Raw genomic sequence first — 25,482 nt, forward strand, 5'->3', positions numbered from 1 at the left:
GGTGCGCAAGCAGCTATGAATACCGAAGCAACCAGCGCCCGGCGAGCGGCCGAGCTGCGCGCCGCGCTCAACCGCGCCGCGCACCAGTACTACACGCTGGACGCGCCCGAACTGCCCGACGCCGAATACGACCGCCTGTTCCGCGAGCTGCAGGCGCTGGAGGCCGCGCATCCCGCGCTGCGCACGCCCGACTCGCCCACCCAGCGCGTGGGCGGTTCCGTGCTGGATGGCTTTGCGCCGGTGCGCCATGCCGTGCCCATGCTCAGCATCCGCACCGAGACCGACACCAGCGCCGCCGGCGCCCAGGCCTTCGACGCGCGTGTGCGCCGCGAGCTGAAGCTGGCGGACGATGCACCCGCCATCGCCTACGTGGCCGAGCCCAAGTTCGACGGCCTGGCCATGAACCTGCGCTACGAGCACGGCGTGCTGGTGCAGGCCGCCACGCGCGGCGACGGCGAGACCGGCGAGGACGTGACGCAGAACATCCGCACCATCGGCCAGATTCCACTGAGGCTCACGGGCGACGCGCCGGCCGTGCTGGAGGTGCGCGGCGAGGTCTACATGCGCCGCGACGACTTCGAGCAGCTCAACGAGCGCATGCGCGCGCGCATGGCCGCAGGCGACAAGGCGGCCAAGACCTTCGTCAACCCGCGCAACGCCGCCGCCGGCGCCGTGCGCCAGCTCGACCCGGCCATCGCCGCCGAGCGGCCGCTGAGCTTCTTCGCCTACGGCCTGGGCGAGCTGACGCCGCCCGAGCAGGGCGGGCCGGCGTTCAACACGCATTGGCAGCTGCTGCAGGCGCTCCAAGCCTGGGGTTTCCCGGTCTCGGCCCTGGCCCGGCGCGCGCAAGGTGCTTCTGAGTTGATAGCATTCCACGACGAACTCGCGGCGCAGCGCGACGGCCTGCCCTTCGACATCGACGGCGTGGTCTACAAGGTCGACAGCCTGGCGCTGCAGCAGCAGATGGGCTTCGTCACGCGCGAGCCGCGCTGGGCCGTGGCGCACAAGTATCCGGCCCAGGAGCAGCTGACCACGGTCGAGGCCATCGACGTGCAGGTGGGCCGCACCGGCAAGCTGACGCCGGTGGCCAAGCTGGCGCCGGTGTTCGTCGGCGGCGTGACCGTCACCAACGCCACGCTGCACAACGAGCTGGAGGCGCGCCGCAAGGACGTGCGCGTGGGCGACACCGTGGTGGTGCGCCGCGCGGGCGACGTGATCCCCGAGGTGGTGTCGGTGCTGCCCGACAAGCGCCTGCCCGATGCGCCCGAGTTCAGCATGCCCGCGCAGTGCCCGGTGTGCGGCAGCGCCGTGGTGCGCGAGGAGGGCGAGGCCGACCACCGCTGCACCGGCGGCCTGTACTGCAGCGCGCAGCGCAAGCAGGCGCTGCTGCACTTTGCCAGCCGCCGCGCCATGGACATCGAGGGCCTGGGCGAGAAGCTGGTCGACCAGCTGATCGACGGCAATGTGGTGCGCATGCTGCCCGACCTCTACCGCATGGGCTTCGTCAGCCTGGCCGCGCTCGATCGTATGGCCGACAAGTCGGCGCAGAACCTGATCGACGCGCTGCAAAAATCAAAGCAGACCACGCTGGCGCGCTTTCTGTACGCGCTGGGCATCCGCCACGTCGGCGAGAGCACCGCCAAGGCGCTGGCGCGCCATTTCGGCCGGCTCGATGGCGTGATGGATGCCAGCGTGGAGCAGCTGGCGCAGGTGCCCGACGTCGGCCCCGTGGTGGCCGAGAGCATCCACACCTTCTTTGCCCAGCCGCACAACCGCGAGGTGGTCGAGCAGCTGCGCGCCGTCGGCATCGGCTGGCCCGAAGGCGAGCCCGCCCCCGCCGCGCTGCTGCCGCTGGCCGGCCAGACCTTCGTGCTGACCGGCACCTTGCCCAGCCTGAGCCGCGACGAGGCCAAGGCCCTGCTGGAGGCCGCCGGCGCCAAGGTGGCCGGCAGCGTCAGCAAGAAGACGCACTACGTCGTCGCCGGTGCCGAGGCGGGGAGCAAGCTGGACAAGGCCCGCGAGCTGGGCGTGCCGGTGATCGACGAGGCGCAGCTGCGCGCGCTGCTGGCGGAGGGGCCGTGAACGGTATTCGCCTGGGCGTCGACCTGGGCGGCACCAAGATCGAGATCGCGGCGCTGGATGCTCGGGGCGCATTCGTGCTGCGCGAGCGCATGCCCACGCCGCAGGGCGACTACGCGGGCACGCTGGTCGCCATCGCCCGTCTGGTCGCCACGGCCGAGGCCAGGCTGGGCGCCACGGGCCTGCCGCTGGGCGTGGGCATGCCCGGCAGCCTGTCGCCGCTGACGGGCCGGGTGCGCAACGCCAACAGCACGGTGCTCAACGGCCAGCCGCTGCGCGAGGACCTGCAGCGCCTGCTGGCGCGCCCGCTGCGGCTGGAAAACGACGCCAACTGTCTGGCCCTGTCCGAGGCCACCGACGGCGCCGGCGCGGGCGCCGAAGTGGTGTTTGCCGCCATCCTGGGCACCGGGGTGGGCGCCGGCATTGCCGTGCGCGGGCGGGTGCTGCACGGTTGCAACGGCATCGCCGGCGAGTGGGGGCACAACCGGCTGCCGCTGCTGGCGGGCGAGCCGCGCGCGGCCCGCACCTGCTGGTGCGGCCGGCCCGACTGCGTGGAGGCCTGGCTGTCGGGCCCCGCGCTCGCGGCCGACCACGCGCTGGCGGGCGGCGGCGCGCTGAATGCCGAACAGGTCGTGGCCGCCATGCGCGCCGGCGACGCGGTGGCCGCGGCCAGCTTCGAGCGCTACGCCCGCCGCCTGGCGCTGGCCCTGGCCGGCATCGTCAACGTGCTCGACCCGCAGGTGATCGTGCTGGGCGGCGGCCTGAGCCAGGTGCCCGAGCTGTTCGAGCGCGTGCCTGCGCTGTGGGGGCCGCACGTCTTCAGCGACCGCATCGGCACCGCGCTGCGTCCGGCGCGGCACGGCGATTCGTCGGGCGTGCGGGGCGCGGCCTGGCTGGCGGGTGCAAGCGATTGAAAGAGTGTGCGAAACGGGTCGGCCGCCAGGCCCGGTCGGGCGTTCAGGACATGCGAAGGTGCCGCTTCATGCGGGGTTTACATCGGGCGCGTACAGTGGCTGGCACGATCCGGCTGCGACACGCCGGGCTCATTGCGGAGGTATCACCATGACAACTCGGGCTTCTTCTTTCGGTGGCGGCCGGCTGCTGCTGGGCGCTGCCGCCGCGACCCTGATGCTGCTGGGCGGCTGCGTGATGGCGCCGGTGGACCCGTACTACGACGTCGGCACCCCGGTGACCAGCTACCCGGCGCCGGTGTACGGCCCGTCCTACGTCGCGCCGGCGTATCCGGCCTATTCGGCGCCGTACTACTACGGGCCGTCCATGTCGCTGGGCATCTACGGCGGCTGGTCGGACGACCATCGCCATGGGCGCGACCGGCCGCGCCGCCCGAACTGGGGCGACCGCGACGGTCCGCGCCCCGGCTGGAACGGTCACAACGGCCCGCGTCCCGGCTGGAACGGCCAGCCAGGCCCGCGCCCGGGCGCGGGGGATCGCCCCGCGCGCCCCAGCCGGCCCTACGTGCGCCCGCCGGTCAGCTCCAACCCCGACTGGCGCCCCGGCGCGCCGCAAAACCGCCTCAGCGGCGTGGATGGCGGCGGTTGATGGCCGCTGACTTGGCATGGCCATCCGCGAGATCCTGAAGATGGGCGACGCCCGCCTGCTGCGCGTAGCGCGGCCGGTGGAGGCCTTCGACACCGACGCGCTGCACGCCCTGGTGCGCGACATGGTGGACACCATGCGCGCGGCCGACGGCGCCGGCCTGGCCGCGCCGCAGATCGGGGTGGACCTGCAGCTGGTGATCTTCGGCAGCGGCGCCGTCAACCCGCGCTACCCCGACGCGCCCGCCGTGCCGCGCACGGTGCTGTGCAACCCGGTCGTCACGCCGCTGTCGGATGAAGAGGAAGAAGGCTGGGAGGGCTGCCTGTCGGTGCCTGGCCTGCGGGCGGTGGTGCCGCGCTGGCGCCGCATCCGCTATGCCGGCATGGACGTGTACGGCGACGCGATCGAGCGCGAGGCCGAGGGCTTTCATGCCCGCGTGGTGCAGCACGAGTGCGACCACCTGCAGGGCGTGCTCTACCCCATGCGCGTGCGCGACTTCACGCGTTTCGGCTTCACCGAGGTGCTGTTTCCGGGCCTGGATGCCCAGGACGATTGATCTTCCATCGTCTTCTCCGAAGCCAAAAAAGAGGGCCCTTGCGGGCCCCGTACCTTTGGAGGAGGTAAAACCGGTTGCGTGGGCGTCGCCGCGCCACCCCCATGTTTCAGATGTCGCCCGTCATCGGCGCGCGACGGGTGTCCGCGGGCGAGGCCGGCTCGCTGTCGGCGCTGCCGGTGCCGCCCAGGCGCACCGCGCTGGGCGCCGGCGTGTCGCGCGCCAGCACGCTGGACGAGCGCAGCATCATGGGCGCGGCGGCGGTGTCGGTGCCGGCGGCGGCCTTGTCGTCCAGCACGCGGCGTGCGCCATTGAAGCGCTTTTTCCAGTAGCTCTGGTCCATGCTTTCCACGCGCACCCGCGCACCCGAGCGCGGCGAGTGGATGAACTTGCCTTCGCCCAGGTAAATACCCACGTGGCTGTAGGCGCGGCGCAGGGTGTTGAAGAACACCAGGTCGCCCGGCTGCAGCTCGGTCTTGTCGATCTTGTGCGCGGCGGCGGCCTGCTCCTCGGCGCGGCGCGGCAGCATCAGGCCCATGGCCTGCTCGTAGGTGGCGCGCACGAAGCCGCTGCAGTCGAAGCCCGTCTCGGCCGAATTGCCACCGCGCCGGTAGGGCACGCCGATGGCCGCCATCGCGCTCCTGACCAGGCTGCCGGCGCGGTCGGTGGCGTGCAGGATGGTGTCGCCCAGGCGTGTGGCGAGGCCTTTTTGTTGCAGGAATCCGTCCAGATCGTCTTGCGGCGGCGTCGCGTGGGCCAGGGGAGAGACAAGCACGGCGGCAGCAACGATCAGGGCTCTGAGCATGTGTCTGGACAGGCAGGGTGTCGGCGAACCGACACCGGGAAAAGGCAACCCATCGCCCATGGCGAGGGGTCTCGAACGATGAAGACGGCAAGACGCCCCAGGCGGAGCGGCCGACGGCGTAGTGTAGGCCATGCCCCGGCCTTGGCGGGTACGTGGCCTCGCTGAGGATTTGGGGTTTTCCCTGTAGGCAACAAGTTTTGCTTGCTTGGCGTGCAAGATGTCGCAGCATCAAGGCATGTGGGTTCTGACCGTGGAGGTGGACGATGGGCATGGCCGCAAGCTTTCGGGCGCCGCGAGGCGCTGTCTCAGCCGTCCTGGCCGGTGCCCTGGCGCTGGTCGGCCTGGCTTCGGCCGCACGCGCCCAGGCTGTGGCGCCGCCGCGGGTGCAGACGGTGGCGGCGGGCCTGGAGCATCCGTGGGCGGTGGCCTTTTTGCCCGGCGGGCGCTTTCTGGTCACGGAGCGGCCTGGCCGCTTGCGCCTGATCGACGCCGACGGCAGCCTGCGGCCGCCGCTGGCCGGCCTGCCCGAGGTGGCCGCGGGCGGGCAGGGCGGCCTGCTGGACGTGGTCACCGACTCGGACTTCGCGCGCAACCGCACGATCTATTTTTGCTTCAGCGAGCCCGGTGCGGGCGGCACCAACGGCACGGCGCTGGCGCGCGCGCGGCTGGCCGAGGACGAGCGGCGGCTGGAGGACGTGCGCGTGATCTTCAGCCAGCAGCCCAAGGTGCGCAGCAGCTTGCACTTCGGCTGCCGCATCGCCCTGCGCCGGGTGGACGGCCGGCCCGACGGCACGCTGTTTTTGACCCTGGGCGAGCGCTTTTCGCAGCGCGATGCGGCGCAGCAGCTGGACAACGACCTGGGCAAGATCGTGCGGGTGGGCAAGGACGGCCGCGTGCCGCCCGACAACCCCTTTGTCGGCCAAGCGGGCGCGCGCCCCGAGATCTGGAGCTATGGCCACCGCAACGTGCAGGGCGCCGCGCTGGCACCCGATGGCACGCTGTGGACGCACGAGCACGGCCCGATGGGCGGCGACGAGATCAACCTGCCCCAGGCGGGCAAGAACTACGGCTGGCCGCTGGTGAGCTTCGGCCTCAACTACGACGGCACGCCGGTGGGCACGGGCCAGAGCAGCGCGCCCGGCCTGGAGCCGCCGCTGCATCACTGGACGCCCTCGATCGCGCCCTCGGGCATGGCCTTCTTGACCAGCGACCGCTACGGCCCGGCGTGGCGCGGCAACCTGTTCGTCGGCTCGCTGAAGTTCATGTACCTGGACCGCATCGAGCTGAAAGACGGCCGGGTGGTGGCCGAGCACAAGCTGCTGCAGGACGTGGGCCAGCGCATCCGCGACGTGCGCCAGGGGCCCGACGGCCTGCTCTACGTGCTGACCGACAGCCGCGATGGGCGCCTGCTCCGGTTGCTCCCCAATCCATAGCTTATGACGCTTGATCGGCGCCGGCTACAAATGAATTTGGTCAATAAAACGGCGTCGCGCCGGCCTACTTGAAGCCCACCCGGTCCAGCATCTGCTGCACCTGCACCTGGTGCTCGCCCACCTTGCCGACGGGAATGGTCTCGGCCTTGAAGCTGCCGCTGCCGCCGGTCATGGCCTTGAGGGCGGGGTTGTCGGTCACCACGCCCTTGGCCACCGGCCATTCGTTGTTGCCGTTGGCGAAGTAGTTCTGTGCCGTGGGGCTGGCCAGGTATTCGAGAAACCTGACGGCGTTGCCCGGGTGCTTGGCGTGGCGCGCCACGGCCGCGCCGGCGATGTTGACGTGCGTGCCCCAGCTGGCCTGGTTGGGAAACACCACGCCCACCTTCTCGGCCACCTGGCGGTCCTCGGGCTTGGCCGAGCGCATCAGCCGCGCCAGGTAGTAGCTGTTGGTGACCGCGATCTGGCATTCGCCCGCCGCCACGGCCTTGATCTGGTCGGTGTCGCCGCCCTTGGGGGCGCGCGCCATGTTGGCCACCATGCCCTTCAGCCAGGCCTCGGTCTTCTCGGGGCCCATGTGCTCCAGCTGCGCGCCGAACAGGCTCAGGTTGTAGGGGTGCGAGCCGCTGCGGATGCACAGCTTGCCCTTGTTCCTGGCGTCGCCCAGGTCGGCGTAGCTGGCCACGTCGGCCGGCTGCACGCGCACCTTGTCGTAGACGATGACGCGCGCCCGGGTCGAGAAGCCGAACCACGGGATGCCGCCGTCGGCCGCCGGCTGGGCGCGCAGGCTGGCCGGGATGGCCTCGTCCAGCAGCTTGGAGCGGACCGGCTGGAACAGCCCGTCGTGCTCGCCGCGCCACAGGCGCGCGGCGTCCACCAGCAGGATCACGTCGGCCGGCGAGGCGCTGCCCTCGGCCTTCAGGCGCGCGATGATGCCGGCGTCGTCGGCGTCGACGCGGTTGATCTTGATGCCCGTGGCCTGGGTGAAGCCGTCGTACAGCTGCTCGTCCGACGCGTAGTGGCGCGCCGAATACAGGTTGAGGACGGCGGGCTCTTGCGCGTGCGCCGCGCCGGCGGCCAGGGCGGCCGTGGCGGCGGCCAGGAGAAGCAGTTTTTTCATGTTCAAGCGGGTTTCGAGGGAGAAGGGGCGGCCGATTGGCCATGCCCACATCCTAACTCAAACGAGAATGGTTCTCGTTCTGATGTGTGTCAAGCAACCCTTGCGGCAGGCGGGCCGCAAAAAAAGGGCTGATCTTGCGATCAGCCCTTGAAGGGATCCCTGAGCCCGCGAGGGGCTGCGAAAGGATCCGAGGAGACAAGCGTTCGGGTGCTCGGGTCACCCAGGAACAAGGGCACGTACCGGAGGGCGTGCCTGCCCTTGTTGCTGGGCGCTCGGCCGGCCGGGGCAGGCCGAGCGTCATGCCGGGCGCCGGGTGAGGGCGCGCCGGCGGCGGTCGATCAGCGCTTCTTGGCGGTCACGACGGTGGCGTTCTTCGCGGCGTTGGTGGCGCTGGTGGCCACGGCGTTGAAGTTGGCTTCGGCCATGTCCGAGGCTTGCTTGACGGCCTTTTGCACCGATTCGAAGGCGTTGTTGGCGGCAGCCACGGCGCTCTTCATCATGGCGACGGCGGTGTCGGAGCCGGCGGGGGCGTTCTTGGCGGCGCTGTCCACCAGCGAGGCGAACTGGGCCTGGCCTTCGGCCACGCGGGTTTCAAAGGCCTTGCTGAATTCGCTGCTGGTGCCGGAAGCGATGTCGTACAGATGACGGCTGTAGGCGGCGGCCTTCTCGGCCAGGGGCTGGAACAGGCTGGCCTGGATGCTCAGCAGCTCTTGCGCGTCCTTGACGGACAGCAGCGCCTGGGCGTGGGACTGCGACTCGGTCAGCGCGGCCTTGGTGGCTTGCAGGTTCAGCTCGACCAGCTTCTCGACGCCTTCGAAGGCCTTGTTGGTCAGGCCGTTGAGGGTCTCGAGGTTGGCTTTTTGCGAGGCGACGAATTGCTCGGGGGTCAGCATGATGGAAATCTCCTGGTAACGGTGGAAAAGGTTGATAGAGATGCCGCCTTCAACCGCTACTTCTTTATGTTGCAGTGCAGCATGGGACGAATTTTAGGGATTTCCCGAATCAAATCAAGGCATTTTGCGGCGCCGCGGCGCTTTTAGGTGCGACGGTCTAACACGGCCGGGCGCGGCAGGAGGCCGCTGGCAGAATGGCGGGCCATGGCGTGCAGGTGCCGGCCATGCGGCCGGCTGCGCCTGCAGCCCTTGAACCTTCCCCCCGTCACCATGTCCCAGCTGCATGCCCCCATCGCCGATCCGGCCAGCGTCGACGCCGCGATCGAGAACCGCTTTTGCGTGCGCGCCTTCGCGCCCACGCCAGTGCCGCGCGCGACCGTGGCCGACATCCTGCGCGTGGCCGCGCGCGCGCCCTCGGGCACCAATGCCCAGCCCTGGCAGGTGTACGTGCTGCAGGGCGCCAGCCGCGACGCGCTGGTGGACAAGGTGTGCGCGGCCTACGACGCGGGCTATGCCGACCCGCAGGTGGCCGCGCGCTACCGCGAGGAGTACGACTACTACCCCAGCCAGTGGATCGAGCCCTACCTGGGCCGCCGGCGCCAGAACGGCTGGAGCCTGTACGGCCTGCTGGGCATCGCCAAGGGCGACAAGGACCGGATGCACGCGCAGCACCGGCGCAACTTCCGCTTCTTCGACGCGCCGGTGGGCCTCATCTTCACCATCCACCGCGCGATGGGGGTGGGCTCGCTGCTGGACTACGGCATGTTCATGCAGAACATCATGGTGGCCGCGCGCGCCCGCGGCCTGCACACCTGCCCGCAGGCGGCGTGGAACCACTACGGCTCCATCATCCTGCCGCACGTGGGCGCGGGGGCCGACGAGAAGCTGGTGTGCGGCATGGCGCTGGGCTGGCCCGACGCCGCGGCGCCGGTCAACGGCTTCGAGACGCCGCGCGAGGGCGTCGAAGGCTTCACGCGCTGGCTCGATTGAGCCCGCGGCCGGGCGCTACACTGGGCCACGACACCCAGACCGATGAGAGACAAGCCCGCCATGATCATTGAAAGCCTGCTCGACACCGACCTGTACAAGTTCACCATGATGCAGGCCGTGCTGCATCAGTTTCCGGGCGCCGAGGTCGAGTACAAGTTCAAGTGCCGCACGCCCGGCGTGCAGCTGACGCCCTACATTCACGAGATCCACGACGAGCTGCGCTCGCTGTGCAGCCTGCGCTTTGCCGAGGACGAGCTGGCCTACATGCGCGGCATGCGCTTCATCAAGAGCGACTTCATCGACTTCCTGGGCCTGTTTCGCCTGAGCGAAAAGCACATCACGCTGACGCCGCAGGACAACGGCGAGATCGACATCCGCGTGCGCGGGCCGTGGCTGCACACCATCCTGTTCGAGATCCCGGTGCTGGCCATCATCAGCGAGGTCTACTTCCGCAACACGCAGCCCAGGCTGGACCTGGCCGAGGGCCGCCGCCGCCTGGCGGCCAAGATCGAGCTGATGAAGGCGCCGGGCCTGGAGCAGCTGAAGATCGCCGACTACGGCACGCGCCGGCGCTTTTCGCGCGTCTGGCAGCGCGAGGTGCTGCAGACCCTGCAGCAGCGCCTGGGCACCGGCGACGCGGGCCAGCTCACCGGCACCAGCAACGTGCTGTTCGCCAAGGAGCTGGGCCTGCGCCCCATGGGCACCATGGCGCACGAATACCTGCAGGCCTGCCAGGCGCTGGGCCCGCGCCTGCGCGACACGCAGGTGTTCGGCTTCGAGAAGTGGGCGCAGGAGTACCGGGGCGACCTGGGGATCGCGCTGTCCGACGTGTACGGCATGAACGCCTTCCTGCGCGACTTCGACATGTACTTCTGCAAGCTGTTCGACGGCGCGCGCCACGACTCGGGCGACCCCTTTTTGTGGGGCGAGCGCATGATCGAGCACTACAAGGCCAACCGGTGCGACCCGCGCACCAAGACCCTGATCTTCAGCGACGGCCTGACCATTCCGCGCTGCATCGAGCTGTTCGAGCGCTTTCACGGCCGCGTGCAGGTGGCCTTCGGCGTGGGCACCAACCTGACCAACGACGTCGGCCCCAACGCCCTGCAGCTGGTGCTGAAGATGGTGCAGTGCAACGGCCAGCCGGTGGCCAAGATATCGGACACCCCCGGCAAGACCATGGTGGAGGACGAGGGCTACCTGAGCTACCTGCGCCAGGTGTTCGACCTGCCGGCGCCGCCCACGCCCGGCAGCGGCCCGGTCATCCGCACCGCGCCGGTGATGCTCTGATACTACTTTTTTTATAGCTGTTGGCGCATGTTCCATGAGCGCCATGGCCCGATTCAATCTGAAAATGACCATGACCCCCGCTTTCTGCCTCGCTTCTCGACCGCCGCGTCGGCGCATGGCGCTGGCGCCCGCGTGGTGCTTGCTGCCCGTCCTGCTGGCGCTGGCCGCGCCCGCCCACGCGGCCGAGCTGGACGGACGCCAGCTGTCGGCGCTGTGGGGCCTGCCCTTCGTCGGCATCCTGCTGTCGATCGCGGTCTGGCCGCTGGTCGGCCCGCACTTCTGGCACCACCATTTCGGCAAGATCGCCGCCGCCTGGTCGCTGGCCTTTTTGCTGCCGTTCGCGGGGGTGTTCGGCGCGCACACGGCGCTGGCCGGCCTGGTGCACGCGCTGCTGGCCGAATACATCCCTTTCATCCTGCTGCTGGTGGCGCTGTTCACCGTCTCGGGCGGCATCTACATCCGCGGCAACCTGCACGGCACGCCGCAGCTCAACGTGGCCATGCTGTTGATCGGCGGCGTGCTGGCCAGCTTCATGGGCACCACGGGCGCGTCCATGCTCTTGATCCGCCCGCTGATCCGCGCCAACGACAACCGGCCCGGCTGCGCGCACGTGGTGGTGTTCTTCATCTTCATCGTCAGCAACATCGGCGGCTCGCTCACGCCGCTGGGCGACCCGCCGCTGTTCCTGGGCTTTCTCAAGGGCGTGACCTTCTTCTGGACGGTGGACCACGTGTTCAAGGAAACGCTGTTCCTGGCGGCCATCCTGCTGGCGCTGTTCTACGCCATCGACCGCCACCTGTACCGCAAGCACGGCGTGACGCGGCCCGACCCCACGCCCGACACGCCCACGTTCGGCTTCGACGGCGCCATCAACTTCGTGCTGCTGGGCGCGGTGGTGGCGCTGGTGCTGATGAGCGGCGTCTGGGCGAGCCCGGTGTCGTTCGACGTCATGGGCACCGCCGTCGGCCTGCCGGGCCTGGTGCGCGACGTGGGCCTGGTGGTGGTCACCGGGGTGTCGATCGCCATCACGCCGCGCGCGGTGCACGAGTCCAACCAGTTCGACTGGGGCCCCATGCAGGAGGTGGCCAAGCTGTTCGCCGGCATCTTCCTGACCATCATCCCGGTCATCGCCATGCTGCAGGCCGGCGTGGACGGGCCCTTCGGCGCCATCGTGCGCGCGGTCACCCGCGCCGACGGCACGCCCAACCCGGCGGCCTACTTCTGGGCCACCGGCGCGCTCAGCTCCTTCCTGGACAACGCGCCGACCTACCTGGTGTTCTTCAACACCGCCGGCGGCGACGCCGCGCACCTGATGGGCCCCATGGCCGCCACCCTGGCGGCCATCAGCGCCGGCGCCGTGTTCATGGGCGCCAACACCTACATCGGCAACGCGCCCAACCTGATGGTCAAGGCCATCGCCGAGGACCGCGGCGTGAAGATGCCCAGCTTCTTCGGCTACATGGCCTGGAGCGGGGGCATCCTGATTCCGCTGTTCCTGCTCGTCACCTGGATCTTCTTCTGACATGCCGGAGCACGCCCCGCTCATCATCGACATCGCCGGCACCGCGCTGGCCGACGTGGACCGCCAGCGTCTGGCGCACCCGCTGGTGGGCGGTCTGATCCTGTTCGCGCGCAACTGGGAAAGCCGCGCGCAGCTGACGGCCCTGTGCGCGGCCGTCAAGCGCGTGCGGAGCGACCTGCTGATCGCGGTCGACCACGAAGGCGGGCGCGTGCAGCGCTTTCGCACCGACGGCTTCACCCACCTGCCGCCCATGCGCCGCCTGGGCGAGCTGTGGATGCAGGACGCCATGCGCGCGCAGGACGCCGCCACCGCCTGCGGCCACGTGCTGGGCGCCGAGCTGCGCGCCTGCGGGGTCGATCTGAGCTTTGCGCCCGTGCTCGACCTGGATTGGCAAATCATGACCCCCACGCCAGCGCATGCGCTGGCTGCCCCCAAAGGGGACGCGGGAAGCTTGGGGCGGCCCGGCGCTTCCCGTTCCGGCGTGATCGGCGACCGCGCCTTTCATGCTGATGCCCGCGTGGTCACCCTGCTGGCCAAGGGCCTGATGCACGGCCTGCTGCTGGCGGGTATGGCGCACTGCGGCAAGCACTTTCCCGGCCACGGCTTCGTCGCAGCCGACTCGCACACCGACGTGCCGCGCGACACGCGCTCGCTCAAGGCCATCCTGCAGGACGACGCCGCGCCCTACGGCTGGCTGGCCTGCAGCCTGCGCGCCGTCATGCCGGCGCACGTGATCTACAGCAAGGTGGACCGCCGCCCGGCTGGCTTCTCGACGCGCTGGCTGCAGGCCATCCTGCGTGAGCAGCTGGGCTTCGACGGCGCCATCGTCAGCGACGACCTGAGCATGGCTGGCGCGCGCCAGATCGAAGGGCGCACCGTCAGCCCGGCCGAGGCCGTGCTGGCCGCGCTGGACGCGGGCTGCGACCTCGCCCTGCTGTGCAACCAGTCGCTGGGGCAGGGCGCGGTGATCGACGACACCATCGACGCGCTGGCGCAGGCGCAGCTGCAAGGTCGCTGGCAGCCCAGCCCGGCCAGCGCCCAGCGCCGCATGGCCTTGTTGCCCGTGGGTGCGGCGCCCGACTGGGATGCGCTGATGCGCACGCCGGCCTATATTCATGCCCTGGAGCGCCTGCCTTGAACTTGTGGCCCCGGCCCGCATCTGAATCACCATGACCCACACCCCCTACGGATACCTGCCGCCCTCGGCGGCATCGCACGCCAACCCGCTGGAGCGCCTGCTCGGCCGCGTCATGGGCTGGCTGGGCTGGGTGGTGCTGATGCTGCTGGGCCTGGTGTTCGTCGTCAGCCTGCTGTTCTGGCTGGCCGTGATGGTGCTCTACAGCCTGGTGGCAGGCTGGATCACCGGCCGCCCGGCCACCGTCACCCTGCTGTGGCAGCGCTACCGCGCCATGGCCCGCCAGCACTGGCCGCGGCGCCCGGCGCGCCAGGGGACATCGCCCACGCCGCGTGCCGATGCCGCGCAGGCCACTGGCGCGGCGATGGAAACGGGCGTGCAGGACGTGGGCTGGCGCGAAGTGCAAGGCGGCGAAGAGGCGCCGCGCAAGGACTGATCACACCGCCACCGCCCGCGCCGAAATGGCGTAGCTGAAGTGCGCCGGGTCGTATTGATCGAACCAGCCCTCGGCGTTCTCGGCCATGGGGTACATCAAAAAACCGATCGGCTCGGCCGCCATGCTGCCCGGCAGGCGCACATCGTGCGCCCGGTTGTAGGCCATCCAGTTGCCCTCCCAGGCCCCGTGCAGGGCTGAGTACACCGGGGCGATCAACGGGTCGTCGCTGCGCTTGATCCACTCGGGGTGCTCCTGGCGCATCACCTTGGCCACGTCGGCCGGGTCCATGGCGGTCCAGCCGCTGGCCTGTAGGTAGACCTCGGCGCGGCAGTGCTGGGCACCGGTCAGCTTGTCCGAACCGCTGCCCAGCTGCTGGTAGCCAAAGGCCGAGGGCGCCAGGCGAATGCCGTACACGTCGCGTGCCGGCACGCCGACGGCGCGGCACAGGCCCACGAACAGCGCGTTCAGGTCGGCGCACTTGCCGCCCAGGTTGCCGGTTTCCAGCATGGTCTTGATGTCGCCTTCGCCGCAGCCCTTGACGGCGGGCTCGCGCCAGGCGTTGGCCACCATCCAGTCGTAGATGGCGCGGGCCTTGGCCTCGTCGCCGCGCGCGCCGCGGGTGGCTTGCAACGCCGTCTTGCGCACGATGCCGTCGGTGGGAATCCAGCGCGTGGCCTGCAGCGCGGCGCGCAGGGTGCTGGTGTCCTCGGGCACGGGGCGGGTGCCGGCCACCCGGCTTTGGGTGCGCACGCGGCAGGTCACTTCCAGGAAGGGCTGCTCCACGCCGGCATCGAACTGCGCCGCCACCATGCGCACGCCCTGCGCGCCGTCGAAGGCGATGCGGGCCTGGCCGTTGCTGCTGAAGCTGTCGGCCAGCGGAGTCTGCCAGCTGTCCTGCACCGAGGGCAGCGGCACCCAGGCGCGGGTGGCGCTGGTGGTGGCCGGCAGGGTGACGCGGGTGACGAGATCGAAGGTGCGCCAGTCGCCGGCTTGCGGCGCAAAGCGGGGGCTGCTGGCGGCGGGGGCGGCAAAGGCGCGGGGCAGGCTGGCGACAAGGCCAAGTCCGGCCGCGCGCCCGATGAGGGTGCGGCGATGCAAGTTCATGAAAGAGAACTCCGTTGGGTGAGGAAACACCTGTCGGCGCACACGAGGCCCGCGAAGCATGTCCGCGAAAAGCCAATGCCCCGAAGGCAGGTGGCCGCTGCACCCCGAGGGATACGCGGCGGAGCGGATTATCCGCCCAGCGCCTGGACCCAGCCCAGCGCCGGCGCGTCGCTCCAGTCCACCGCGCCGGTGATGGTGCGCTGCGGCCGGCCCCGGGTGTCGATCAGCACGGTGGTGGGAAACACCGTCACGCCCCAGGCGCGGGTGATGGCGCCTTGCGGGTCGGGCAGCACCGGCAGCGTCAGGCCGGTGGCCTGCGCGTAGCGGCGCACGCGCGGCAGGGGTTCGCGGGCGTTCACGGCCAGCACCGCCAGCCGCTCGCCTTCCAGCTCGGCCAGGGTCTGCAGGGCGGGCATTTCCTCCTTGCAGGGGGCGCACCAGGTGGCCCAGAAGTTGACCAGCACCGCGCGCCCGCGCAGGGCGGCCAGATCCCAGGCCTTGCCTTGCAGGTCGGTACCCGCCAGGGGCGGCAGGGCGCGGCTGGCGGGCCAGGGCTTGGCCACGTTCTGCGCCTGGGCGCCGGGCAGTGCCCCCGCCAGCAGCAGGCCGGCCAGGGTCAGGCGCCGCGTGGGCATCACACCCGCTCGGCCACCCAGGCCTGCACGCTCGCCAGCGCAGCGGGCAATGCCGCGGCGTTGGTGCCACCGGCCATCGCCATGTCAGGCTTGCCGCCGCCCTTGCCGCCCACCTGCTGGGCGACGAAGTTGACCAGCTCGCCGGCCTTGACCTTGGCGGTCTCGGCCTTGGTCACGCCGGCGGCGATCTGAACCTTGTCACCCTCGACGGCGGCCAGCACGATGGCGGCGGCCTTGAGCTTGTCCTTGAGCTTGTCCATCGTCTCGCGCAGCGTCTTGGCGTCGGCACCGGGCAGGGTGGCGGCCAGCACGCGGATGCCCTTGACCTCGACGGCCTGACCCGCCAACTCGTCGCCCTGCGATGAGGCGAGCTTGCCCTTGAGCTGGGCGATTTCCTTCTCGAGCGCGCGCACGTGCTCCAGCGTGCCGGCGATGCGCTGCGTCAGCTCGGCGCTGGGGGCCTTGAGCGCGCCGGCAGCTTCGTGCACCGTGGCTTCCAGCGACTGCAGGTAGGCCAGGGCGTTGACGCCGGTCACGCCTTCCACGCGCCGCACGCCGGCGGCCACGCCGCTCTCGGCCACGATCTTGAACAGGCCGATGTCGCCCGTGCGCGCCACGTGCGTGCCGCCGCACAGCTCGCGGCTGCTGCCGATGTCGAGCACGCGCACGCTCTCGCCGTACTTCTCGCCGAACAGCATCATGGCGCCGGTCTTTTGCGCGCTCTCGATGTCCATCACGCGCGCCTGGGTGGCGCTGTTGGCCAGGATTTCGGCGTTCACGCGCTGCTCGATCTCGGTGATCTGCGCGGGCGTGACGGGCGCGTTGTGCGCAAAGTCGAAGCGCGTCTTGTCGGCATCGACCAGCGAGCCCTTTTGCTGCACGTGCGCCCCCAGCACCTCGCGCAACGCCTTGTGCATCAGGTGCGTGACGCTGTGGTTGCGCATGGTGGCGGCGCGGCGCGCGGTGTCCACCTGCGCCTGCACGCTGTCGCCCACCTTCAGGCTGCCCGCTTGCAGCGTGCCGTGGTGGCCGAACACGTCGGCCTTGATCTTGAGCGTGTCGGTGACGGCGAAGCGCGCGCCGCCGGCGGTGATCGCGCCCGCATCGCCCACCTGGCCGCCGGATTCGGCGTAGAACGGGGTCACGTCCAGCACCACCACGCCGTTCTGGCCGGCTTTCAGCTCCTTAGCCGGTATGCCGTCTGCGTAGAGCGCTACGATTTTTGCAGTTTCTGCCAGGTGCTCGTAGCCGGTGAAGGTGCTGGCCGCGCCTTCGTAGGCCAGCGCGCGGTCCATCTTGAACTTGCCGGCCGCGCGGGCAGTGTCCTTCTGGTGCTGCATGGCGGCGTCGAAGCCCGCCTCGTCGACGGCCACGCCGCGCTCGCGGCATACGTCGTTGGTCAGGTCCAGCGGAAAGCCGTAGGTGTCGTGCAGCTTGAAGGCCAGCTCGCCGGGCAGCGTTTTGGCGCCCTCAACGGCTTGACCGTTGACCACGGTCGGGGCCAGCGCGCCGTCGAGGATCTCCATGCCATGCGCCAGCGTCTCGAAGAAGCGCTCTTCCTCGGCCTTCAGCACGCTGGTGATGTGCGCCTGCTGCTCGGCCAGGCGCGGGTAGGCGGTGCCCATCTGCGCGACCAGCGGCGCCACCAGCTTGTGGAAGAAGGGGGTCTTTTGCCCCAGCTTGTAGCCGTGGCGGATGGCGCGGCGGATGATGCGCCGCTGCACGTAGCCGCGGCCCTCGTTGCCGGGGATCACGCCGTCGCTGACCAGGAAGGACGTGGCGCGGATGTGGTCGGCAATCACCTTGAGCGAGGGGTTGGCCAGGTCGGTGCAGCCGGTCTCGCGCGCGGCGGCGGCGATCAGCGCCTGGAACAGGTCGATCTCGTAGTTGCTGTGCACGTGCTGCAGGATGGCGGCCAGGCGCTCCAGGCCCATGCCGGTGTCCACGCAGGGCGCGGGCAGCCTGGTCACGCTGCCGTCCTCGGCCATGTCGAACTGCATGAACACGTGGTTCCAGATCTCGATGAAGCGGTCGCCGTCCTCGTCGGGCGATCCGGGCGGGCCGCCCGGGATCTCGGGGCCGTGGTCGTAGAAGATCTCGCTGCACGGCCCGCAGGGGCCGGTGTCGGCCATCATCCAGAAGTTGTCGCTCTTGTACTTGCCGCCCTTGTTGTCGCCGATGCGGATCACGCGCTCGGGCGGCAGGCCGATCACCTTCGTCCAGATGTCGTAGGCCTCGTCGTCCTCGTGGTAGACGGTGGCCAGCAGCTTGTCGGCCGGCAGGCCGTAGACCCGGGTCAGCAGCTCCCAGCCCCATTCGATCGACTCGCGCTTGAAGTAGTCGCCGAAGCTCCAGTTGCCCAGCATCTCGAAGAAGGTGTGGTGGCGCGCGGTGTAGCCCACGTTCTCCAGGTCGTTGTGCTTGCCGCCGGCGCGCAGGCAGGCCTGCACGCTGGTGGCGCGCTTGTACGGGCGCTGGTCGGTGCCCAGGAACACGTCCTTGAACTGCACCATGCCGCTGTTGGTGAACATCAGCGTCGGGTCGTTGCCGGGCACCAGCGGGCTGGAGGGCACGACGGTGTGGCCCTTGGCGGCAAAGAAGTCCAGGAAGCTCTGGCGGATGTCGGCGACCGACATGGGGGGTTGGCTGGTTTTCATAAACGTTTTGGCTTGTAGCGCTTGTCCAGAAAGCGCAATCAGCTCAGCAATTGATAGCGAAGTCCGGTGAATTTGGCAAAATCCTTGTCGAAGGTCAGCACCTCGGCGCCGTGCTCGATGGCCAGTGCGGCGATGTGGGCGTCGTTGGTCAGGTTGCCGGCCACGCCCGCTTCGAGCAGCAGGCGCGAGACGAGATCCAGGTGGCGAACCCCCGGCTGGAGCAACTGCGCCCGGGGGTGCTGCAGCCATTCGTGGACCAGCGCCAGCGCGTCGGCTACGGCCAGTGGCCTGGGCATGATGCCGCTGCGCGTGGCCACGCGGATAAAGCCGATCAGCGGCAGCCAGGCGAGTGCCACGCCTGCGTTGTCGGAGAACGCTTGTTGCAATGCCTGTTGCGCGACCCGGTGGTGCGGGCTGCGGTCATATACCGCGTTGAACAGCACGTTGGTGTCCAGCAGCCTCATGGTTCACGCAGCATCTGGGCGATCAGCTCGGCGTCTTCCAGGTTGCCCGCCAGCTTGTTGAGCTGCGTCAGGTCGATCGTGGGCTCGCCCATGTCGAAGGTGCGCTGCACGAAGGGCGGTATGTCCTCGGCCACGCGCGCGGGCACCGCCGAGATCGGCACGATCTTGGCCACCGGCTTGTTGTGGCGCGTGATGACCACTTCCTCGCCGCGCTCGGCGCGGGCGACCAGCTCGCTCAGGTGGGTCTTGGCCTCGAACAGGCCGATGGCGGCAGCGGTCATGGCGGGCCTTTTGGAAATTGGTTGAATCAACCAGATTTTACGTGCAAAGGCGCCCCATGCCGGCGCCCGGGCCTCACGCCGCCTGCTTGGCCACCGCCGCAAACGCGCTGCCCGGCAGCCAGGCGCGCAGCCGGGCCGCCAGCTCGGGCGTGCCGGTCAGGCGCAGCGCGCCGCTGCCCATGGCGCGCTGCCAGTCGCTGTAGCCCAGCCACACCTCGGTCAGCGTGCGCAGGTCGGTGCTGACGTACAGGTCGACGTCGAAACCCGGATCGACGGTGCACAGGTCGGGCTCGTGCCCGCGCTCGACCAGCAGCCAGTAGTTGCGCTCGGGCGGCGCGCGGTCGCTGAAGATGAATTCGATGGTGGTGCGCGCCGCCGGCACCGGCTCGGGCCGCACGTTGCGGCGGATGTCCCACATCAGCAGGTTGGCGTCCAGGTGCCGCAGCGTGGCCTCGGTCGTCACCCAGCGCTGGCCCCACACGCCCACGGCCTCGACGATGGGGCGCAGCTCCTGGCCGGCCGCCGTCAGGTGGTATTCGTGCGCATCGGCGCCGCGCGCCGGCGCCGTGCGCGCCACGATGCCGCAGGCCTCCAGCTCCCTCAGCCGCTTGGCCAGCAGGGCCGAGGACATGCGCGGCACGCCGCGGCGCAGGTCGTTGAAGTGGCACGAGCCCAGCATCAGCTCGCGCACCAGCAGCAGCGTCCAGCGGTTGCACAGCACCTCGGCGGCCATGGCCACGGGGCAGAACTGGCGGTAGCTGACGTTGGACATGGACGTTCTCCGGCGCCGGCGGCGGCGCTGCGCCATTCAATCTACGCCGCCGGGGGCGCGAGCGCCAGTTCAGAAGCTGAACCACCGCGGTTCAGAACGAGAACTTGAAAGCCGCCGGGCCCACCGCGCAGCATGGGTGCCCCGGTTCACGCCGCTTCTTGCTGGAGAGTCTCATGTCCACCGCCACTCTTGAATCGCCCGCGCTCGACTACGCCGCGCTCAAGCAGCGCCAGCACGCCGTCTGGTCCTCGGGCGACTACGCCATCCTGGGCACCACCCTGCAGATCATGGGCGAGAGCCTGTGCGAGGCGGTCGATTTGCGCGCCGGCAGCCAGGTGCTGGACGTGGCCGCCGGCAACGGCAACGCCACGCTGGCGGCGGCGCGCCGCTTTGCCCACGTCACCTCCACCGACTACGTGGACGCGCTGCTCGAGCGCGGGCGCGAGCGCGCCGCCGCCGAGCGGCTGCAGGTCAGCTTTCGGCACGCCGACGCCGAGGCGCTGCCCTTTGCCGACGCGCGCTTCGACGTCGCGCTGTCCACTGTGGGCGTGATGTTCACCCCCAACCAGCAGCGGGCCGCCGCCGAGCTGGTGCGCGTGGTGCGCCCGGGCGGGCGCATCGGCCTGGCCTGCTGGACGCCCGAGGGCTTCATCGGCCAGGTGCTCAAGGCCGTGGGCCGCCACCTGCCGGCGCCGCCCGCCGGCCTGAGCTCGCCCCTGCGCTGGGGCACCGAGGCCGGCCTGCGCGAGCTGTTTCCCGGTCAGCGCATCCAGGCCACGCCGCGCGAGTTCATGTTCCGCTACGAATCGGCTCAGCACTGGGTGGACGTGTTCCGCGCCTTCTACGGCCCGGTGCACCGCGCCTTCGCCGCGCTGGCGCCCGACGAGCAGAAGGGGCTCGAAGGCGAAATCCTGGAGTTGCTGGCGCGCTTCAACCGCGCCGGCGCCGATTCGCTGGTGGTGCCCGGCGCGTACCTGGAGGCGGTGATCGAGCGCGCCCCGTGAGCGGCCTTGCAGCAACCGAGCACGCACCTCGACTCCGGGAGCCTTCCATGACCGACACGACCAAACTCCGCGTCCTGCCGCTGGCGCTGCGCACGATCGGCGTGGTGCTGATCTTCGGCCTGTACCCGCTCACGGTGCTGTGGCCCAGCGGCTGGACCTGGCACCACGGGGGCCCCTCGTACTACCTGCAGATGATCCTGGGCATTTACGCGAGCCTGGGCGTCTTCCTGTGGCTGGCCGCCCGCAACCCGGCGCTTCACCAGGGCCTGATCGCGTTCACCATCTGGTCCAGCGTGGTCCACGCCCTGATCATGGCCGTCCAGGCCATCGTCAGCCCCGAGCACATGGGCCACCTGGTTGGCGACGTCCCCGCGCTGCTGCTGATCGCCGCCGTGCTGGCCTACCTCTGCCCCAGCGCCGCGCGGGGCGACTTCAGCGCGGCCTTCACCCAGCCGGGTGGCCCCGCCGCCACCCGTCAGCGCGCCGCAAACGTCGCCAGCCGGTGATAGCGCGGCGGCTGCGCCTGCAGGTCCGACCAGACCAGGTCGACCGCCTGCACGCGCCAGCCGATGGGCGCGGGGCGCAGCACGGCGATGGTGCCGCGCGGGGCATGCCACAGCTCGGCGCGCGTCAGCGCAAGGTCGAACGGCGCAAAGCGCAGCTCCGCCAGCGCGGCGCGCCAGGCCCGCTCGCGCCCGGCGTCCACCGCGTTGAAGAACTGCAGCGTCACGTGCATGCGCTCGGGCAGCGGGCGCAGGCGCGCCGGCAGTCCGCTCCAGCCCTGGCGCGCGGCGTCGATGGCCGCGCGCGCCGGCGCATCGGCAAACAGCGCGGTGAACAGGCGGCGCGGGGCGGGGACTCGGGCGCTTCGGTCATGGCGCATTGTCTCGCCACGGGTGCGGCCCGCGCATGGGTCAGAATGGCTGGTCCGGGCTGAAGGTGGCCAAGGGGCAGTTTTACAAACAAAATGAGCCGATGGCCCGTGCCAACAAAGCGCAAACAGCTATCAAACCAATAGTAACCTGGTCTTGATCACCCCCACCGATTTCATCGCCCAATGGGGCCCTGGCGGTCCCGCCGCGCACCTGAACGAGGAGCAGGGCGCGCAAAGCCACTTCCTGGACCTGTGCGATCTGCTGGGTGGTTGCAAGGAGGCTGGTTCATGAGCGATCACCGAGCATTGCAAGCGGCGATGCTGGGCATCTGCCTGGCGGTGGGGACAGCGGCGCCCGCCATGGCATGGAAGCTCACCCCCGAGGCGACGACGACCGAGCGCAGGCTGGCTGCGTATTCGGCCAGCCGCTTGCAACGCGCGATCAACAGCGGGGCTTTTTGGGGTGTGGCGGTGGTAGGGCACCCGGTGCACGAAGACATCACGCGGCGTGCGCTGCAATGCCCAGCCGATGGGGCTGAGACGCCAGGTTGCGAGTTTGATATCCGCTATCAGGTGGCGGGTGTGCGCTGGAATGACGACCCAGCGTTCAAGTTTCTGCCGGGGCGAGGCGGGTATGCGGGCTGCACGGCGGGCCAGACGGTGCGTTTGGTCACGCAGCCGATGTGCTGGGGGCAAGTGTTTCGGCATGGCGAGAGTGCGGCCGGCCGTGGCGTGCGCATGACCGGCGCCAACTCCAATTTGCTGGTGCGTTCGCACTTCGGTGACCTGCAATTCCTGCACGCCATGGCGATCGCGGACGGCGAGGCACCCGAGCAAACCCGGCGCAATGTGCTGGCGTGGGCGGAGTTTGCCTGGCGTACGGCGATTGGCGAGCCAAGGTTCGACTCCCAGCGCATGGTGGCCAGCCTGCCCATCGACGGGTTTGCCCAGCGTTTTCGGTTCAATCAAGGCTGGCGTATCCAGGACTTGTTTGCGCTGGGCGATCCCTCGGCGCGCCGGGACGACCGGCTGCAGCGCATTGCCCTGGGCAGCCTGTTGCACGTGGTGCAAGACTCGTTTGCCGCCGGCCACACGCAGCGCGCGGTGCCCGTGCCCGGCTCCACCTGTGCCGGGCGCGCCGACTGGCCGGCACCGGGTCCCATCGTCGAGTTTCACTCCTACCCGCACCAGGACTCGCGCAAGCACGGCCGTGCCGATCAACCCGATGCGCTGGCGGCCCACCTGCTGGGGGCACAACCCAACGTGATCGACGTGGTGCGCACGCTGGCCGAGCTGTGGCGGGCCAGGACGGCGTGGGACGATGCGCGGCCCTATCTCGAGTGCGTGTTCATGCTGACGCCCGATGCGCGCCCCGCGTCGCCGGGCGACGACTACCGCCCCGGCGCGTTTCCCGATCCCGCGTTGTGGAGGGGTTGAGATGCGGCGTCCGATGATGTGGGCGCAGCCGTGCACGAGCCGCGGCTCTATGAGAAGCACTTCGGGCGCGAGCAACTGGACCAGGCGCGGCTGCGGCTTGAAGAGCTCGATCGGCTGTTGCGTGCATTGACCGGGTACGGCTGTTGAGCGCTTGCGCACGACACCGTGGGTGCACCAGGCGAGCACCTTGCATGCATTGGCCGGCCGGCATTCACCCCTGCGCCGCCAGCAGGCGGGCCATGCTCGGGAGCACTTCGCCCACGGGCTGCGTCACCTTGAGCGCCAGCATGTCGTCGGCGCGCGTGCGGCCCAGGTTGATGGCGGCGATGGGCTTGCCGGCAGCAGCAAAGGCCTGGGCAAAGCGGTAGCCCGAATACACCATCAGCGAGGAGCCGGCCACCAGCAGCGCGTCGGCGCGCTGCAGCGCGGCCATGGCGGCGTCGACGCGTTCGCGCGGCACGTTTTCGCCAAAGAACACCACGTCGGGCTTGAGCATGCCGGTGCCGCAGCGGGGGCAGGCGAGCACCTGGAAGGTGGAGAAGTCCAGGCCGTCCAGGTCGGCATCGCCGTCGGGGGCGGTGGCGGCCTGGTGACGATGCCAGCCGGGATTGCGCGCGTGCAGCAGCGCCTGCCAGTCGGTGCGCGGCAGGCGTGTGTGGCAGGCCAGGCACACCACGGTGTCGATGCGCCCGTGCAGGTCGATGACGCGCCGGCTGCCGGCGGCGCCGTGCAGGCCGTCGACGTTTTGCGTCAGCAGCAGCTCGACGTGGCCGGCCGCTTCCAGCCGCGCCAGCGCCTGGTGCGCGGGGCCGGGGCGGGCGGCGCTCATCACGCGCCAGCCGATCAGGCTGCGCGCCCAGTAGCGCTGGCGGGCCCGTTCATCGCCGGTGAAGGCCTGGAAGGTCATGGGCGGCGCGCGCTTCCACTGGCCCTGGGCGTCGCGGTAGTCGGGAATGCCGCTGTCGGTGCTGCACCCCGCGCCCGTCAGCACCAGCAGGCGCGGATGGCGGTGGGCGAAGGCGGCGAGGGCGTGCAGGTCGGCCGGCATGGATGGGCATGATGCCGCAGGCGGGCGGCGCGCCAGCGCCCCTGCACCACGCCAAAATCTTGTTGTATACTCTCACGCTTTCCTGTGCGGCTGTAGCTCAGTTGGATAGAGTACTTGGCTACGAACCAAGGGGTCGTGGGTTCGAATCCTGCCAGCCGCACCACCTATCGAAAAAAAGAGCCTGAACGATGTTCAGGCTCTTTTTTTATCGGCGCTCGGTTGCTTACTTGCCCGGGTCCTTCACCGCCTTGATGGTGTCGAACTCGACGTTCTGTAGCACGCCGCCCACGCGCTCGACCTTGCGGATGTAGACGTTCTGGACGATGTCGCGCGTTTGCGGGTCGATCTCGACCGGGCCGCGCGGGCTGCTCCACTTCAGGCCCTTGGCGGCGGCCATGAAGGCGTCGGCGCTGGCGTCGCCCTTGGTCTTGGCCAGCGCCAGGTCGATCAGGTGCATGCCGTCGTAGCCGGCCACGGCCACGAAGTTGGCGCGGTCCTTGGGAAAGGCCTTGGCGTAGGCGGCGGTGAAGGCCTTGTTCTCGGGCGAGTCGTGCGCAGCCGAGTAGTGGAACGAGGTGATCATGCCGAGGGCGGCGTCGCCCATGGCGTCGAGCACGTCCTCGTCGGTCACATCACCGGTGGCCAGGGCCTTGATGCCGGCGGCGGCCAGGCCGCGCTCGGTGTAGCCCTTGGCCAGCGCCACGCCGGGCTCGCCGTTGGGCACGAACAAAAAGACGGCGTCGGGCCTGGCGTCCTTGATGCGCTGCAGGAAGGGCGCGTAGTCGGGCGTGGCGACGGGGGTGCGTACCTCGCCCACGATCTGGCCGCCCAGGCTGGTGAAGGTTTTCTTGAACTGCTGCTCGGCGTCGTGGCCGGGGCCGTAGTCGGCCACCAGGGTGTAGACCTTCTTGATGCCGTTGGCGTGCGCCCACTGGGCCAGGGGCGCGGTGTCCTGCGGCAGCGTCATCGACACGCGCACGATGTTGGGCGACTTCTCGGTGATCGAGGAGGTGGCGGCGTTGAGCACCACCATGGGCACCTTGGCCTCGGTGGCCAGCGGCGCCACCGAGAAGGCGTTGGGCGTGAGCGTGAAGCCGGCCAGGATGTCGACCTTGTCCTTGATGATCAGCTCCTGCGCCAGGCGCTTGGCCACCGCCGGCGCGATGCCGGTGTCGTCCTTGACGATGAGCTTGACCTTGCGCCCGCCCAGGGTGTTGTCGTGCGCCGCCAGGTACAGCTCGATCCCGTGCTTGAGCTGCTTGCCGTGCGCGGCGAAGGGGCCGGACATGGGCATGACCAGGCCGATGGCGAGGTCCTTGGCCTGCGCCGTGGCGGATGCGGCCAGCACGCTGGCGGCCAGGCCGAGGGCGCCGAGGATTTTCAGGGGTTTCATGCA

At 70.0% G+C, this 25,482-nt stretch carries 25 protein-coding genes, 1 tRNA gene and 1 pseudogene; 15 read left to right on the forward strand and 12 right to left on the reverse strand.

What is annotated here, in order from left to right:
• The first annotated feature begins 15 nt into the window (after positions 1 to 15).
• The 4 genes from ligA to H6927_09820 all read left to right on the forward strand — a co-directional run bounded on the left by ligA (position 16) and on the right by H6927_09820 (position 4,192).
• Positions 16 to 2,082, forward strand: coding sequence for an NAD-dependent DNA ligase LigA (ligA, locus tag H6927_09805; protein MCP5218391.1), 2,067 nt, complete (start codon positions 16 to 18; stop codon positions 2,080 to 2,082).
• A 5-nt stretch (positions 2,083 to 2,087) separates the two neighbouring features.
• Positions 2,088 to 2,993 (forward strand): ROK family protein, encoded by a 906-nt coding sequence (locus H6927_09810; protein MCP5218392.1) that lies wholly within the window; start codon positions 2,088 to 2,090, stop codon positions 2,991 to 2,993.
• A 148-nt stretch (positions 2,994 to 3,141) separates the two neighbouring features.
• The gene (locus H6927_09815; protein MCP5218393.1) at positions 3,142 to 3,639 is read left to right on the forward strand and encodes a hypothetical protein; all 498 of its coding nucleotides are present in this window, start codon (positions 3,142 to 3,144) and stop codon (positions 3,637 to 3,639) included.
• A 16-nt stretch (positions 3,640 to 3,655) separates the two neighbouring features.
• Complete coding sequence (locus H6927_09820) at positions 3,656 to 4,192, forward strand: peptide deformylase (GenBank protein MCP5218394.1); 537 nt, start codon at positions 3,656 to 3,658, stop codon at positions 4,190 to 4,192.
• A gap of 106 nt (positions 4,193 to 4,298) precedes the next feature.
• Here the strand turns inward: H6927_09820 and H6927_09825 are convergent, their stop codons facing one another.
• Positions 4,299 to 4,994, reverse strand: coding sequence for a C40 family peptidase (locus tag H6927_09825; GenBank protein MCP5218395.1), 696 nt, complete (start codon positions 4,992 to 4,994; stop codon positions 4,299 to 4,301).
• 269 nt (positions 4,995 to 5,263) lie between these two features.
• Between H6927_09825 and H6927_09830 the strand changes: the two genes are divergently transcribed.
• Positions 5,264 to 6,427: a PQQ-dependent sugar dehydrogenase gene (locus H6927_09830; protein MCP5218396.1), complete on the forward strand. Its 1,164-nt coding sequence runs from the start codon at positions 5,264 to 5,266 to the stop codon at positions 6,425 to 6,427.
• A 64-nt stretch (positions 6,428 to 6,491) separates the two neighbouring features.
• Here the strand turns inward: H6927_09830 and H6927_09835 are convergent, their stop codons facing one another.
• Positions 6,492 to 7,544 carry an extracellular solute-binding protein gene (locus H6927_09835; GenBank protein ID MCP5218397.1) on the reverse strand — a complete coding sequence of 351 codons (1,053 nt, stop codon included), beginning with the start codon at positions 7,542 to 7,544 and terminating at the stop codon, positions 6,492 to 6,494.
• A gap of 338 nt (positions 7,545 to 7,882) precedes the next feature.
• Positions 7,883 to 8,440 carry a phasin family protein gene (locus H6927_09840; GenBank protein MCP5218398.1) on the reverse strand — a complete coding sequence of 186 codons (558 nt, stop codon included), beginning with the start codon at positions 8,438 to 8,440 and terminating at the stop codon, positions 7,883 to 7,885.
• 267 nt (positions 8,441 to 8,707) lie between these two features.
• On the opposite strand from H6927_09840, the gene H6927_09845 reads away from it, so the two are divergent.
• The 5 genes from H6927_09845 (at position 8,708) to H6927_09865 (ending at position 13,810) form a co-directional block, all read left to right on the forward strand.
• Entirely contained in the window at positions 8,708 to 9,427 is a 720-nt protein-coding gene (locus tag H6927_09845) for a nitroreductase (protein MCP5218399.1), read from the forward strand.
• Positions 9,428 to 9,487: 60 nt separating this feature from the next.
• The gene (pncB, locus tag H6927_09850) at positions 9,488 to 10,717 is read left to right on the forward strand and encodes a nicotinate phosphoribosyltransferase (protein MCP5218400.1); all 1,230 of its coding nucleotides are present in this window, start codon (positions 9,488 to 9,490) and stop codon (positions 10,715 to 10,717) included.
• Positions 10,718 to 10,832: 115 nt separating this feature from the next.
• Positions 10,833 to 12,239 (forward strand): sodium:proton antiporter, encoded by a 1,407-nt coding sequence (locus H6927_09855; protein MCP5218401.1) that lies wholly within the window; start codon positions 10,833 to 10,835, stop codon positions 12,237 to 12,239.
• A gap of 1 nt (position 12,240) precedes the next feature.
• Positions 12,241 to 13,377: a beta-N-acetylhexosaminidase gene (nagZ, locus tag H6927_09860; protein MCP5218402.1), complete on the forward strand. Its 1,137-nt coding sequence runs from the start codon at positions 12,241 to 12,243 to the stop codon at positions 13,375 to 13,377.
• Positions 13,378 to 13,408: 31 nt separating this feature from the next.
• On the forward strand, positions 13,409 to 13,810 hold the full coding sequence (locus H6927_09865; protein MCP5218403.1) for a hypothetical protein: 402 nt from the start codon (positions 13,409 to 13,411) through the stop codon (positions 13,808 to 13,810).
• On the opposite strand, the gene H6927_09870 is transcribed toward H6927_09865, so the two are convergent.
• From H6927_09870 to H6927_09895, 6 genes are all read right to left on the reverse strand, one after another.
• Entirely contained in the window at positions 13,811 to 14,914 is a 1,104-nt protein-coding gene (locus H6927_09870) for a transglutaminase domain-containing protein (protein ID MCP5218404.1), read from the reverse strand.
• A 128-nt stretch (positions 14,915 to 15,042) separates the two neighbouring features.
• A complete protein-coding gene (locus H6927_09875) occupies positions 15,043 to 15,549 on the reverse strand; it encodes a TlpA family protein disulfide reductase (protein MCP5218405.1) in 507 nt (168 codons plus the stop codon).
• On the reverse strand, positions 15,549 to 18,185 hold the full coding sequence (gene alaS, locus H6927_09880; GenBank protein ID MCP5218406.1) for an alanine--tRNA ligase: 2,637 nt from the start codon (positions 18,183 to 18,185) through the stop codon (positions 15,549 to 15,551). Before alaS ends, H6927_09875 begins: the two co-directional genes overlap by 1 nt.
• 59 nt (positions 18,186 to 18,244) lie before the next feature.
• A complete protein-coding gene (locus tag H6927_09885; protein MCP5218407.1) occupies positions 18,245 to 18,649 on the reverse strand; it encodes a PIN domain-containing protein in 405 nt (134 codons plus the stop codon).
• A 17-nt stretch (positions 18,650 to 18,666) separates the two neighbouring features.
• A complete protein-coding gene (locus H6927_09890) occupies positions 18,667 to 18,951 on the reverse strand; it encodes a type II toxin-antitoxin system Phd/YefM family antitoxin (GenBank protein ID MCP5218408.1) in 285 nt (94 codons plus the stop codon).
• A 73-nt stretch (positions 18,952 to 19,024) separates the two neighbouring features.
• Entirely contained in the window at positions 19,025 to 19,723 is a 699-nt protein-coding gene (locus H6927_09895; protein MCP5218409.1) for a helix-turn-helix transcriptional regulator, read from the reverse strand.
• 173 nt (positions 19,724 to 19,896) lie between these two features.
• On the opposite strand from H6927_09895, the gene H6927_09900 reads away from it, so the two are divergent.
• Together H6927_09900 and H6927_09905 are read left to right on the forward strand one after the other, a co-directional pair.
• Positions 19,897 to 20,727, forward strand: coding sequence for a methyltransferase domain-containing protein (locus H6927_09900; GenBank protein ID MCP5218410.1), 831 nt, complete (start codon positions 19,897 to 19,899; stop codon positions 20,725 to 20,727).
• A 47-nt stretch (positions 20,728 to 20,774) separates the two neighbouring features.
• A pseudogene (locus tag H6927_09905) lies at positions 20,775 to 21,134 on the forward strand (hypothetical protein).
• Between the two features lie 68 nt (positions 21,135 to 21,202).
• Here the strand turns inward: H6927_09905 and H6927_09910 are convergent.
• Positions 21,203 to 21,610, reverse strand: coding sequence for a hypothetical protein (locus H6927_09910; protein ID MCP5218411.1), 408 nt, complete (start codon positions 21,608 to 21,610; stop codon positions 21,203 to 21,205).
• A 145-nt stretch (positions 21,611 to 21,755) separates the two neighbouring features.
• On the opposite strand from H6927_09910, the gene H6927_09915 reads away from it, so the two are divergent.
• Positions 21,756 to 21,893 (forward strand): hypothetical protein, encoded by a 138-nt coding sequence (locus tag H6927_09915; protein MCP5218412.1) that lies wholly within the window; start codon positions 21,756 to 21,758, stop codon positions 21,891 to 21,893.
• Positions 21,890 to 23,038, forward strand: coding sequence for a hypothetical protein (locus H6927_09920; protein ID MCP5218413.1), 1,149 nt, complete (start codon positions 21,890 to 21,892; stop codon positions 23,036 to 23,038). The genes H6927_09915 and H6927_09920 overlap by 4 nt, the downstream gene beginning before the upstream one ends.
• Before the next feature lie 211 nt (positions 23,039 to 23,249).
• Here H6927_09920 and H6927_09925 read toward each other — a convergent pair whose 3' ends face one another.
• Entirely contained in the window at positions 23,250 to 24,086 is an 837-nt protein-coding gene (locus tag H6927_09925) for an NAD-dependent protein deacetylase (protein ID MCP5218414.1), read from the reverse strand.
• 86 nt (positions 24,087 to 24,172) lie between these two features.
• Here H6927_09925 and H6927_09930 point away from each other — a divergent pair.
• A tRNA-Arg gene (locus H6927_09930) sits at positions 24,173 to 24,249 on the forward strand.
• A gap of 60 nt (positions 24,250 to 24,309) precedes the next feature.
• Here H6927_09930 and H6927_09935 read toward each other — a convergent pair.
• The gene (locus H6927_09935; GenBank protein MCP5218415.1) at positions 24,310 to 25,479 is read right to left on the reverse strand and encodes an ABC transporter substrate-binding protein; all 1,170 of its coding nucleotides are present in this window, start codon (positions 25,477 to 25,479) and stop codon (positions 24,310 to 24,312) included.
• Positions 25,480 to 25,482 lie beyond the last annotated feature (3 nt).

The sequence above is a fragment of the Burkholderiaceae bacterium genome (assembly GCA_024235995.1).
Taxonomy (GTDB): domain Bacteria; phylum Pseudomonadota; class Gammaproteobacteria; order Burkholderiales; family Burkholderiaceae_C; genus Ottowia.